This window comes from Stenotrophomonas sp. I18B00994 (assembly GCF_014145825.1).
GTDB classification, from domain to species: domain Bacteria; phylum Pseudomonadota; class Gammaproteobacteria; order Xanthomonadales; family Xanthomonadaceae; genus Stenotrophomonas; species Stenotrophomonas maltophilia.
The window spans coordinates 102,398-113,917 of record NZ_JACIUW010000011.1; the positions used below are offsets into that span (position 1 = coordinate 102,398).

An 11,520-nucleotide genomic window follows, 5' to 3' on the forward strand; every position below is an offset into this window, starting at 1 on the left:
CGCGTCCCCCGTGTGATCGCATGCAGAGAGCTGCTCAGCAGTCCATCGTTCCGTGCGTGCTGCCCTCGTCGTCCAGCACGTGCGCATGCAGGATCACCTGGTTGCGGCCAGCCCGCTTGGCGGCATACAGGCCGGCATCGGCGTCTGCCAGCAACTGATCGGCACTGGCCAGAGCCGGCGGATGCAGGTAACCCACGCCGACGCTGATGCTGACCGGGCCTTCCGGCAATGGCAGCGCTTCGACCGCTTCGCGCAGCCGCTCGGCCAGCGCCAGCACGCCCGACAACGGGCTTCCGGGCACGATGACGGCGAACTCTTCACCGCCATAACGCGCAACGCTGTCACCACCGCGACCGGCTATGGTCTTCAGCACCCCGGCCACCGCCTGCAGGCAACGATCACCGGCCGGATGGCCGTGCTGGTCGTTGAAGGCCTTGAAGTGGTCGATATCCACCAGCAGCAGGCCCAGCTCGGTGCCGCTGCGCCGTGCGCGATTCCACTCGGACGTCAGCCGTGCGTCGAACTCGCGGCGGTTGGCCACGCCGGTCAGGCCATCCTGCCGCGCCAGTTGATCCAGTGCTGCCTGGCGTTCCAGAAGATCGGTCTGCAGCAGGACGCTGCGCAGGCCGAAGCCAAGGGTGGCTACGACGAAGCCGGCAACGGCCAACGGCCGCGCATGATCGACCACCAGCGTGCCGACCACCAGCAGCAGCAATGGCAGGATGATCGGACCGGCGGCCTGCACCGTCCTCGCCAGCCGCGGGTGTGCCGTGGTGCCTGTGTCCGGCCTCGTGTCCAGCGCCAGGCAGGCGATCAGCAGAAAAGGTACGTCGATCAGCAGATCGTTGAACGCACCGAATGCATCATCGGAGGTGTAGTGGTTGATGTAGTAGGCCACCAGCAGATAGGCCAGTGCGTACAGCGCCAGTGCGCGGAAGAACCTGCGCCGTTCGGGCACGTCGCCGGCCAGCCATCGCACCACGGCGAACGCGGCGATACACAGGTTCTGGATGTCGAACATGCGCTGCATGTTGGACATCGCATGGGCGTCGACCTCGACACGGGCGGCGAACGATGCGGTGTGCACGAAGAACAGCACACCCAGCAGCGCCGCCATCGCCGCGTCGATCAGGCTGATGCTCAGGCGCTCGCGGCGTGCCCGCGCCAGGATGAACACCAGGGGCACGCCATACAGCACGTACAACAACAGGCTGACGCGTGGGGTGAAGTCAGCCCGGCCGGCACCCAGCGCATCCACCATGTTGAACGTCATGCCGCCGGCCCACAGCAGCAGTGCCATCGCGGTAGAACGCCAGCCCAGAGTGGCGCGGTCACGTTGCGCCCGCACCAGGCACGCGGCGGCGGCCAGCAGCGGTGCGCCGGTCAGGAAAACGAAGGAGCCTACCCCGGCGGGGCCAGGCCACAGGGCCAGCACCATGCCATGGCACAGCACATACAGCAGCGCCAGCACTACCGGCATGCATCCCCCGATCCGCAAGGCCTTCTACGCGCACGATAGCGCGGGGCGGCGCCATAAGGGTGTGATCCATCGCTGAAAAAGGGGACGGAGGGGATTAAGTCGTTTGCGGCACAGCGGCAAATGACTTAGTCCCCTCCGTCCCCTTTTTCCCAGGGCGCTCAGCCCTGCAGGGCGCGGGCGTGGTGGGCGATGTGCTCGCCGATGAAGCTGGCGATGAAGTAGTAGCTGTGGTCGTAGCCGGGCTGCAGGCGCAGGGTCAGCGGATGGCCGGCGGCATCGCAGGCCTGCTGCAGGCGCTGCGGCTGCAGCTGGGTCTGCAGGAACTCGTCCGCCTCGCCCTGGTCGACCAGCAGCGGCAGACGCTCGTCAGCCATAGCGATCAGCTCGCAGGCATCCCATTGCGCCCAGTCGGCCGGGCTGTCGCCCAGATAGGCATGGAAGGCCTTCTGCCCCCATGGCACGTGGCTGGGCGCGACGATCGGCGAAAACGCCGACACGCTGCGATAGCGCCCGCGGTTGCGCAGCGCGATCACCAGCGCGCCATGGCCGCCCATCGAATGGCCACTGATCGCGCGCGCGTCGGTCACCGCGAAGTTCGCCTCGATCAGCGCCGGCAGCTCCTGCGCCACGTAGTCGTGCATGCGGTAATGCTTCGCCCACGGTGCACGGGTGGCATTGAGGTAGAACCCGGCGCCCTTGCCGATGTCGTAGCCTTCGGCATCGGCCACGTCATCACCGCGCGGGCTGGTATCAGGCGCAACGATGATCACACCGTGTTCGGCGGCGTAGCGCTGTGCGCCGGCCTTGGTGATGAAGTTCTGCTCGGTGCAGGTCAGGCCGCTCAGCCAGTACAGCACCGGCAGCTTCTGTGTTTCCGCCTGCGGTGGCAGGTACACGGCAAACTGCATGTCGCAGCCCAGCGTGGTCGAATGATGGCGGTAGACGTCCTGCCAGCCGCCAAAACAGGCGCGGTGTTCAATGCGTTCCATGGTGCTCTCCTGCGCGGCGCGTCAGCGCACGCGTGCTTCTGGTAGATGCCGACCTTGGTCGGCTTATCCACGCCCGGCGTGGATGCCTTGGTTGATCAGTTCATCCAGCTGTGCCAGCAGGCGCAGCAACGATTCGACGCCAGGCTGGCCGTCCAGGTTGCGATACGCCGCCACCGCCACGTCGCTGCGCGGTGGCCACTGGCCGTCGGCGCGGGCCTCGTAGAGGCGCGGCAGGAATACCTGCGCAAGCCACTGCTCGAACGGCATGCCATCGTCGCTGCCGAAGGCCGAAGTCACCGCACGCGGTGGTCCCACCTCGCCGTCGACCCAGCCCAGCGCACGCAACGCCTGCTCGATCGACACCACCAGAGCCGCGCGCGGGTCTTCCGCACGCGGCCGGCGCAGGGCATCGAACCAGCCCATGACGCGGCTCAGTAGTGGACCACCGAACGGATCGACTTGCCTTCATGCATCAGGTCGAAGGCGTCGTTGATCTTGTCCAGGTCCATGGTGTGGGTGACGAACGGGGCCAGTTCGATATCGCCCTTCATCGCATCCTCGACCATGCCTGGCAGCTGGCTGCGGCCCTTCACGCCGCCGAAGGCGGTGCCCATCCACTTGCGCCCGGTCACCAGCTGGAACGGACGGGTGGAGATCTCCTGGCCCGAACCGGCCACGCCGATCACCACGCTCTGGCCCCAGCCACGGTGCGCGCATTCCAGCGCCGCGCGCATCACGTTGACGTTGCCGATGCACTCGAAGCTGTGGTCCACGCCCCAGGTGGTCATTTCAACGATGACCTGCTGGATCGGCTTGTCGAAATCCTTCGGATTGATGCAGTCGGTGGCACCGAATTCGCGCGCCAGCTCGAACTTGGACGGGTTGGTGTCCACCGCGATGATGCGGCCGGCCTTGGCCTGGCGTGCACCCTGGATCACCGCCAGGCCGATGCCACCGAGGCCGAACACGGCCACGCTGTCGCCTTCCTGCACCTTGGCGGTGTTGTGTACCGCGCCGATGCCGGTGGTGACGCCGCAGCCGAGCAGGCAGACATGTTCCGGGTTGGCGTCCGGGTTGATCTTCGCCAGCGAGACTTCGGCAACGACGGTGTACTCGCTGAAGGTCGAGCAACCCATGTAGTGGTACAGCGGCTCACCGTTGTAGCTGAAGCGGCTGGTGCCATCGGGCATCACACCCTTGCCCTGGGTGGCGCGCACGGCCACGCACAGGTTGGTCTTGCCGCTCTTGCAGAACAGGCACTCGCCGCACTCGGCGGTGTACAGCGGAATCACGTGGTCGCCGGGCTTGACGCTGGTCACGCCCTCGCCGACCTCCACCACGATGCCGGCACCTTCATGGCCCAGCACCACCGGGAACAGGCCTTCCGGGTCATCGCCGGACAGGGTGAACGCATCGGTGTGGCAGACACCGGTATGGGTGATCTTCACCAGCACCTCGCCTGCCTTCGGCGGGGCGACGTCGATCTCGACGATCTTCAGCGGCTGGCCGGGACCAAAGGCGACGGCGGCACGGGACTTCATGGTGGATTCTCCAGAGACAGGCAATGACAGGATGGGCGGCGCCATGTTGCGCCATCGTTTATTTCAGGTACGAGCGGATCAACGCGCTCATGTCGCGCACGCGTTCGGCGCGTTGTTCATCGGAGGCTGCGGGTTGCCCGAACTCCTCGCGCAGATGAGCCTCCATCACCTCGGACATCAGGCCGTTGACCGCGCCACGGATGGCGGCGATCTGCTGCAGCACCGGCCCGCAGTCGGCGCCGGCTTCCAGCGCGCGGTCCAGCGCATCGCACTGGCCGCGGATGCGGCGCACGCGGGCCAGGACCTTTTTCTTCTCTTCGGGGGAGTGCGGCATCGCGGGCCACCTCGGAACTATACTGGGGGACAGTATACAAGCCGAAGTCACGAACTCAATCCTGGCCGGCTCAATCGAACAATCCCTCACCCGCCAACCGGGTCAGCTCATCCACCACGTAGCGCACCTTGGGCCGCAGGTGGCGCGTCGGTGGCCACAGTGCGTGGATATCGATGTGCCGTTGCATGTGCGCATCCAGCACCGACCGCAACGCGCCGGAATCCAGGTGGCGTCGTACCAGTGAAACCGGCATCTGGCAGATACCAAGCCCGGCGATGGCCGCCTCGATCACCGCGTCGCCGTCATTGAGTTGATACGGCGCATTCGGGATGAATGTCCCTTCGTCCTCCTCGCTACCGATCCGCCACCACACCGGTTGCCCGTGGCGGAAGCCAACAATGCTGCGGTGCTGCGCCAGTTCCTCCACCGTGCGCGGCACGCCGTGCGCCTGCAGGTACTCCGGCGATGCGCAGGTGACCAGTCGCTGGCGCCCCAGCCGCCGCGCCACCAGATGCTCGGCCTGGTGCAGCCCGCCGAAGCGGATCAGCAGGTCGATGCCGTCCTCGACGGGATCGACGAAATGATCGGTGAAGGTCATCGTCAACTGCAGGTCCGGGTACTGCCGGCACAGCCGCAACAGCACCGGCAGCACCACCAGGCGCCCGAACGAGGATGGCATGTCGATGCGCAGCCGCCCGCTGGGCAAGCCGGCCGAACCCAGGCAGGCCTCGGCGGCGGAGATTTCTTCCAGCGCCGCCGCGCACGATGCGTAGTACGCCTCGCCATCGGTGGTCAGCGCGATGCGCCGCGTGGTGCGGTGGAACAGGCGCACCCCCAGCCGCGCTTCCAGCCGGGCGATGGCCTTGCCCACCGCCGAGCGCGAGATACCCAGCGCGTCGGCGGCCTCGGTGAAGCTGCCTGAGCGGGCCGTGGTGACGAACGTGACCAGGCCATTCAACGATTCCAGCGGCAGCATCTATCGCGCTCCATTGGGGACAAATAGTCCCGCACCCAGGGAGATCGAAGCGCTTTATGCGCCCGCATGTCAACTCCATCCTGTGTGCATCGCGCCGCTGGCGCCTTCCCCCGCACCGAGATGACCGACATGACCGCCGTCCTGTTCCGCCCCTTCGACCTTGCAGGCACTTCCCTGCGCAACCGCATCGCGATGGCGCCGATGACCCGTGCCCGCAACCCCGGAGCGGTCGCCAACGAACTCACCGCGCAGTACTACCGGCAGCGCGCCAGCGCCGGCCTGATCATCAGCGAAGGCACGCCTGTCTCGCCGCAGGGCCAGGGCTACATCGACGTGCCGGGCATCTGGTCGGCCGAGCAGGTGGCCGGGTGGAAGCGTGTCACCGAGGTGGTGCATGCCGCACAGGGCACGATCTTCGCCCAGCTCTGGCACGTTGGCCGCATGTCGCATTCCTCGCTGCAGCCCGACGGTGGGCAACCGGTCAGCGCCGGTACCCGCCCGGTGGCCAGCGCACCGAAGAACACCTCGTTCGTGTACTTGGACGATGGCAGCCGCGGCCACGCCGATCCCACTCCGGCACGTGCACTGGAGACTGCGGAGATCCCCGGTATCGTCGACGACTTCGTGCGCGGGGCGGACAACGCCATTGCGGCCGGCTTCGACGGCATCGAACTGCATGCCGCCAACGGTTACCTGTTCGAGCAGTTCCTCAACCCGCTCATCAACCAGCGTGATGATCGCTACGGCGGCTCGCTGCCCAATCGTGCGCGCTTGATCCTGGACACCGTCGATGCGATGGCGCAGCGTATCGGTGCGCATCGCATCGGCGTGCGCCTGGCACCGAACAACCTCACCTTCGACATGCCGTTCTACCCCGACAACGAAGCCACCTATCTGTACCTGGCCGAGGAACTGGGCAAGCGTGGGCTGGCCTACGTGCACCTCAACGACAACCTGCAGGCGGGCCGGTCGGTGCTGGGCGAGGCGTTCCTGCGGCAGTTCAGGCAGGCCTACGGTGGCACCGTCATCCTGGCAGGTGGCATGACCCGCGAACGCGCCCTGCAGCTGGTCGAAGCGGGCACCATCGACCTGGCCGCGTTCGGCCAGCCGTTCATCGCCAACCCGGATCTGGTCGAACGCCTGCAGCGCAACATCGCGTTGGCCACGCCCGACCGCAGCACCTATTACGGGGGCGGCGAAGCAGGCTACCTCGACTACCCGGCCGCGGGCTGATCCCCCACGGGGCCCGCACGGGGTCGGATCCCTTTCCAACGGAAAGGGCTCTGCCCCCTGTTCGGCGAACAAGGCGTCAGAGCCACGCTGCGCGCGGATCCGACCCCGGCCTTCAGGCGTCCTCGCGCACGTAGGCGAACGACTCGTCCAACCGCTCGAAGCCGATCACCTCAGCGACGATGGCCTGTGCATCCTCGTCGCTGATGTTTCCTTCAGCGATATCGTCAACGCGGGCGAACAGCCGCTGCAGGGCTGCGTACTGGTCATCGCGCAGGAACGGCTGGTGGCTCTGCAGCCAGCGCCGCAGGTTGCTGGCCAGCTCGCCGTGCGACAGCAGCGTGTACGGCCCCTGGTAGTCAGCAACGGCTTCGACCATCTTGCGGAACAGGAAATCCTGATAGCTGGCGGCCAGCACATCGGCACGATCATCGTCATGCCACACCAGCACGACGGGGGACTCGGCAAAGCCGGGCGCGTTGCTCCAGAAGCAGTAGCTGTCGCCGCCGCCGGTCCGCGCGAAGGGCAGCAACTGCAGGTCAGTGCGCAGGGGATTGTAATGATCCTCCGCAGTCAGCTCCTGCCACGCCTCGAGCAGTTCATCGTGTTCCAACGGCTCATAGTCCTGGGCGTACAGCAGCACCGGCGGTTCTGCCTGCAGCGCCGGGAATACCACCTCGGACCATTCCGGATGGGTAGCACCCCAGCTCAACCGACCCGCTGCATGCAACTGCTTGAACAGGGGCGGGAAGGTCTGGCCCGTGGCCTGTTCGATGCCGGATAGCGCGCTCATGGATGTCCTTGTCGATGGAGACCGCCCAGCTTGCCCGAATCCGCGCAGGAGATGAACCGGCCGCAGCACGCGGCAGGACTAGACTGCGACCACCGGATGCCGCCCATCGCTGCCATGAACGCCACTGCCCACAGCTTCATCGTCAACCTCGACGTCCCCGACCTGGCCGCCGCCGAAGACTTCTACATCCGGGCCTTCGGCCTGCGCATCGGCCGCCGTCTCGGCCCGGGCGCCGTGGAGCTGCTCGGTGGGCCAACGCCGCTCTACCTGCTGCACAACGAGGCCGGCAGCGCCGCCACCGAAGACGGCGACGTGCGCGACTACGAGCGCCATTGGACGCCGCTGCACCTGGATTGGGTGGTGGATGACATCGAAGCCGCGCTGGTACGTGCAGTCGCAGCCGGAGCGACGCTCGAGCAATCCGTGCGCGAGCGCCGCTGGGGACGCATCGCCGTGCTGGCCGATCCGTTCGGCCACGGCTTCTGCCTGATCCAGTTCAGCGGCGAAGGCTACGACGCACTGGTCGAATGACCGCTGCACCGCTCACCACGGCAACGGCACCGCTTCGCCGTTGGCGCGCTCGCCGTAGTACAGCGACGGCAGCAGGCGCGAGAGGAAACTGAACTCCGTGTAGCAGTGCTTGAGCAGGCCCAGCCCGACCGCATCGCCGGCATCACGGTGCGGATCGGTGCTGTCCAGGCCGAGCACGAAGCGGCTGCGCAGCACACAGCCAAACGGCGTATCGCGTGCGACGTGCAGCATCTGCCCGTCGCAGGGGTCAGCATTTGCATCCAGACGGACCTGGTCGCCGAAGCCGATTCGCGCGGCGATCACCGCCGATACATCGCCTGCATCCTGTGCCGCCTGCAGGCGCTCGGGCACCAGCAACGTGCGCGGGTCATGGAACTTCAGGCGCGCCGCCACCGGCGGAATGTCGGCCAGCGATTCCACCGCATGGATGCTGGCGCCGTGGTAGCTGCGCCCGCGCTGCCAGGCCGCGTCCCAGCCGCGATGCTCGGCATGATCGACCGGATGCCACCAGCGGATGTGCTGGGTGGTCTCGAAGAAGGTGAACCACCAGTCGAGCATGCGGCCCTTGCAGCCGTGCAGATCGGTGCGCACCGCCACCAGCAGGGTGCCGTCTTCGCGGCGCTGGATGCCGGTCTCCAGGTGCATCGGCGCCGGGTCCAGCAGATCGTGGTGGTCCAGCCAGGCGCGTGCGTTCACAGCGGTATCCATCGGGGGCTCCTGCGGTGTTGGGAGCCCCGACAATACGGAAACGGTCTTCGTTTCTCAATTGTCCGGATGCGGTAAGATGGGCGCAATGAACAGCACCACCGTGCCCGAGCCCACATCACCGACCCGCCGCCGCGGCCGCCCTGCGCGGCCGGAAGCCGAAGTCCGCCACGCCGTGCTGCAGGCCACGCTGGAACTGCTGCTGGCGCAGGGCTACGAGGCCACCACCATCGAAGCGGTGGCGGCGCACGCCGGGGTGGCGAAGAAGACCGTCTACCGCCACGCCAGCAACCGCGAGGAACTGGTTGGGTTGGCGGTGCGTGAGTGGACCGACGGCTTCGCGCCACAACTGCAGCGCGATGCGCGCAATGCCCAAGAGGTCGTGCCGTTGCTGCAGGACATCCTGCACGCGGTGTGCGCGCAGGCGCTGTCGGCGCAGGCGGTGCAGGTATTCCGCCTGCTGGCCACCGACTTTCCCGGCAAGGACGCGCTGCTGCAGGCCTATCTGGACAATGGCATCGAACGCGGCCGTGCGCTGCTGGCCGACTGGCTGGCGCGCCAGCAACAGCGTGGGCTGCTGCGCGAGGGAGATCCTGTTCGCATGGCGCGATTGCTGCTGGCGATGGCCGTGGCCGAGCCGCTGCGCGAACGCGTGATCGGTGTGGTGGCCGAGGATGCGCCGGTGGACGTGCACCTGCGCGACTGCGTGGCGTTCTTGGCGCCGGTGTTGCAGGCGCCGTAAGGTTGCCCCATCCACGCGTGGCGTGGATCTACCGGCCGATCCCGATTCGTTGGTCGGCAATGGCCTGCCCCGGTGGGTGCCGACCGTTGGTCGGCACTCCTGCAGCAACTCACTCGCGCAGCATGTCCACGAACGCGCGCAACGCACCGGGCATCTGCCGCTGCTTCGGGTAGTACAGCGCGAAGCCGGCGAACGGTTCGCTCCAGTCTTCCAGCACTGCCACCATCTGGCCGGATTCGATATACGGCCGCGCCGTGTCTTCCAGCACGTAGGCCAGGCCGATGCCATCGAGTACCGCTCTGACCACGGTGCCCTGCTCGCACAGCGTCAGCCGCCCCGGCACATCGATCTCCAGCGCCTGCCCACCGCGCTCGAACTGCCACTTGTACAGATGCCCGCTGGCGAAGCGGAAGCGGATGCATTCGTGTGTGGCCAGGTCGCGCGGATGCTGTGGCGCCGGGCGCCGCCGCAGGTAGTCCGGCGAGCCGACAATCAAGCCACGCAGCGGTGGGCCCATCGGCACCGCCACCATGTCCTCGGGTACGAACTCGTGCAGGCGCACGCCGGCGTCGTAGCCTTCGGCAACGATATCGACCAGGCCATCGTTCTCGGTCAGCTCCACCCGCACGTCGGGATGGGCGTGCAGGAAGCGCGCCAGCCGTGGCCCCAACTGGGTCGGCACTGCGGCGCGGGTAGCATTGATACGCAGCAGGCCCGCCGGCGCGGCGCGGAACTGGTTCATCTCCTCCAGCGCGTCATTCACCTGGCCCAGCGCGGGCTGCAGGCGTTCCAGCAGGCGCTGCCCGGCCTCGGTCAGGGCCACGCTGCGGGTGGTGCGATGGAACAGGCCCACGCCCAACCGTTCCTCCAGCGCGCGGATCGCATAACTCACCGCCGAGGTCGACAGCGCCAGCTCGGCGCCGGCACGGCGGAAGCTGCGGTGACGGGCGACCGCCGCGAACGCGGCCAGGTGGGTGAGATTGTCAGTGGCCATGATTGTGCAGTTTCACTTGATGAATCATGCCGATATCCGTGCTTCTTGCGGCTGGGTACGGGGCGTATTGTAAAACGCCTTTCGACAAACCCTGCCAAGGATTCCCCATGTCCCTCGCCCGTGGTTACGCCGCCCATTCCCATACCGACCCGCTGGTGCCCTTCGAGTTCGAACGCCGCGCGGTCGGCCCGGACGATGTGCGCATCGAGATCCTCTACAGCGGCATCTGCCACTCCGACCTGCACCAGGCCCGCGACGACTGGGGTGGCTCGATCTACCCGATGGTGCCGGGCCACGAGATCATCGGCCGTGTGACCGAGGTCGGCAGCAACGTCACCCGCTTCAAGGTCGGCGACCACGCCGGCGTCGGCTGCATGGTCGACTCCTGCCGCCACTGCGATGCCTGCGAGCACGACCTGGAGCAGTACTGCGCAGAGGGCGCGACCTGGACCTACAACGGCCGTGAACGCGAAAGCGGCGCGCCGACCTACGGCGGCTATTCCGACCACGTGGTGGTCGAACAGCGCTTCGTGGTGAAGGTGTCAGACACCCTCGACCTGAAGGCCGCCGCCCCGCTGCTGTGCGCCGGCATCACCACCTGGTCGCCGCTGCGCCACTGGAAGGTCGGCCCGGGCCAGAAGGTCGGCGTGATCGGCCTCGGTGGCCTCGGCCACATGGGCGTGAAGTTCGCCAAGGCACTCGGCGCGCACGTGGTGATGATCACCACCACGCCGGAAAAGGGTGCCGACGCCAAGCGCCTGGGCGCCGATGAGGTGCTGGTCTCGCGCGATGCCGCGCAGATGAAGGCGCACGCGGGCAGCTTCGACTTCCTGCTCAACACCATCCCTGTTGGCCATGACACCAACCCGTACATGGGCCTGCTCAAGCGTGAAGCCACCATGTGCCTGGTCGGCGTGCTGACCGAACTGGACCCGCCGTTGACCGGTGGCAGCGTGATCTTCGGCCGCAAGCACCTGACCGGCTCGGCGATTGGCGGCATGGCTGAAACCCAGGAAATGATGGACTTCTGTGCCGAGCACGGCATCGTCAGCGATGTGGAGATGATCGACATCAAGAACGTCAACGAAGCCTGGGAACGCATGGCGAAGAACGATGTACGCTACCGCTTCGTGATCGACATGGCGACGATGAAGGAAGCCGCCTGATCCAACGCAGATGTGGAAATGAAAAACCCCGGCAATGCC

13 protein-coding genes are annotated in these 11,520 nt (G+C 66.9%); 4 read left to right on the top strand and 9 right to left on the bottom strand.

What is annotated here, in order from left to right:
• Positions 1 to 34 precede the first annotated feature (34 nt).
• The 6 genes from H4O10_RS13865 to H4O10_RS13890 form a co-directional block, all read right to left on the bottom strand.
• The gene (locus tag H4O10_RS13865; protein WP_049403544.1) at positions 35 to 1,480 is read right to left on the bottom strand and encodes a GGDEF domain-containing protein; all 1,446 of its coding nucleotides are present in this window, start codon (positions 1,478 to 1,480) and stop codon (positions 35 to 37) included.
• 158 nt (positions 1,481 to 1,638) lie between these two features.
• Positions 1,639 to 2,469 (bottom strand): S-formylglutathione hydrolase, encoded by an 831-nt coding sequence (gene fghA / locus H4O10_RS13870; protein WP_049453354.1) that lies wholly within the window; start codon positions 2,467 to 2,469, stop codon positions 1,639 to 1,641.
• Between the two features lie 63 nt (positions 2,470 to 2,532).
• Complete coding sequence (locus tag H4O10_RS13875; RefSeq protein ID WP_049433572.1) at positions 2,533 to 2,892, bottom strand: YqcC family protein; 360 nt, start codon at positions 2,890 to 2,892, stop codon at positions 2,533 to 2,535.
• An 8-nt stretch (positions 2,893 to 2,900) separates the two neighbouring features.
• Positions 2,901 to 4,010, bottom strand: coding sequence for an S-(hydroxymethyl)glutathione dehydrogenase/class III alcohol dehydrogenase (locus H4O10_RS13880; RefSeq protein WP_033835220.1), 1,110 nt, complete (start codon positions 4,008 to 4,010; stop codon positions 2,901 to 2,903).
• A 58-nt stretch (positions 4,011 to 4,068) separates the two neighbouring features.
• Positions 4,069 to 4,344, bottom strand: coding sequence for a formaldehyde-responsive transcriptional repressor FrmR (frmR, locus tag H4O10_RS13885; protein ID WP_005411009.1), 276 nt, complete (start codon positions 4,342 to 4,344; stop codon positions 4,069 to 4,071).
• Between the two features lie 70 nt (positions 4,345 to 4,414).
• Positions 4,415 to 5,320, bottom strand: coding sequence for a LysR family transcriptional regulator (locus tag H4O10_RS13890; RefSeq protein ID WP_049433571.1), 906 nt, complete (start codon positions 5,318 to 5,320; stop codon positions 4,415 to 4,417).
• Between the two features lie 129 nt (positions 5,321 to 5,449).
• Here H4O10_RS13890 and H4O10_RS13895 point away from each other — a divergent pair, with 129 nt between their 5' ends.
• Positions 5,450 to 6,553: an alkene reductase gene (locus tag H4O10_RS13895; protein ID WP_088470117.1), complete on the top strand. Its 1,104-nt coding sequence runs from the start codon at positions 5,450 to 5,452 to the stop codon at positions 6,551 to 6,553.
• 112 nt (positions 6,554 to 6,665) lie between these two features.
• Here H4O10_RS13895 and H4O10_RS13900 read toward each other — a convergent pair whose 3' ends face one another.
• Positions 6,666 to 7,343 carry an SMI1/KNR4 family protein gene (locus H4O10_RS13900; protein WP_049433570.1) on the bottom strand — a complete coding sequence of 226 codons (678 nt, stop codon included), beginning with the start codon at positions 7,341 to 7,343 and terminating at the stop codon, positions 6,666 to 6,668.
• A gap of 114 nt (positions 7,344 to 7,457) precedes the next feature.
• On the opposite strand from H4O10_RS13900, the gene H4O10_RS13905 reads away from it, so the two are divergent.
• Complete coding sequence (locus H4O10_RS13905) at positions 7,458 to 7,874, top strand: VOC family protein (RefSeq protein ID WP_005414461.1); 417 nt, start codon at positions 7,458 to 7,460, stop codon at positions 7,872 to 7,874.
• Positions 7,875 to 7,886: 12 nt separating this feature from the next.
• On the opposite strand, the gene H4O10_RS13910 is transcribed toward H4O10_RS13905, so the two are convergent.
• Positions 7,887 to 8,582 carry a hypothetical protein gene (locus H4O10_RS13910; RefSeq protein ID WP_049453352.1) on the bottom strand — a complete coding sequence of 232 codons (696 nt, stop codon included), beginning with the start codon at positions 8,580 to 8,582 and terminating at the stop codon, positions 7,887 to 7,889.
• 76 nt (positions 8,583 to 8,658) lie between these two features.
• On the opposite strand from H4O10_RS13910, the gene H4O10_RS13915 reads away from it, so the two are divergent.
• On the top strand, positions 8,659 to 9,321 hold the full coding sequence (locus H4O10_RS13915) for a TetR/AcrR family transcriptional regulator (protein WP_024956057.1): 663 nt from the start codon (positions 8,659 to 8,661) through the stop codon (positions 9,319 to 9,321).
• A gap of 109 nt (positions 9,322 to 9,430) precedes the next feature.
• Here the strand turns inward: H4O10_RS13915 and H4O10_RS13920 are convergent, their stop codons facing one another.
• Positions 9,431 to 10,315 carry a LysR family transcriptional regulator gene (locus tag H4O10_RS13920; protein WP_005411016.1) on the bottom strand — a complete coding sequence of 295 codons (885 nt, stop codon included), beginning with the start codon at positions 10,313 to 10,315 and terminating at the stop codon, positions 9,431 to 9,433.
• A gap of 107 nt (positions 10,316 to 10,422) precedes the next feature.
• Between H4O10_RS13920 and H4O10_RS13925 the strand changes: the two genes are divergently transcribed.
• Positions 10,423 to 11,481 (top strand): NAD(P)-dependent alcohol dehydrogenase, encoded by a 1,059-nt coding sequence (locus tag H4O10_RS13925; protein ID WP_049453350.1) that lies wholly within the window; start codon positions 10,423 to 10,425, stop codon positions 11,479 to 11,481.
• The last annotated feature ends 39 nt before the right edge of the window (positions 11,482 to 11,520 follow it).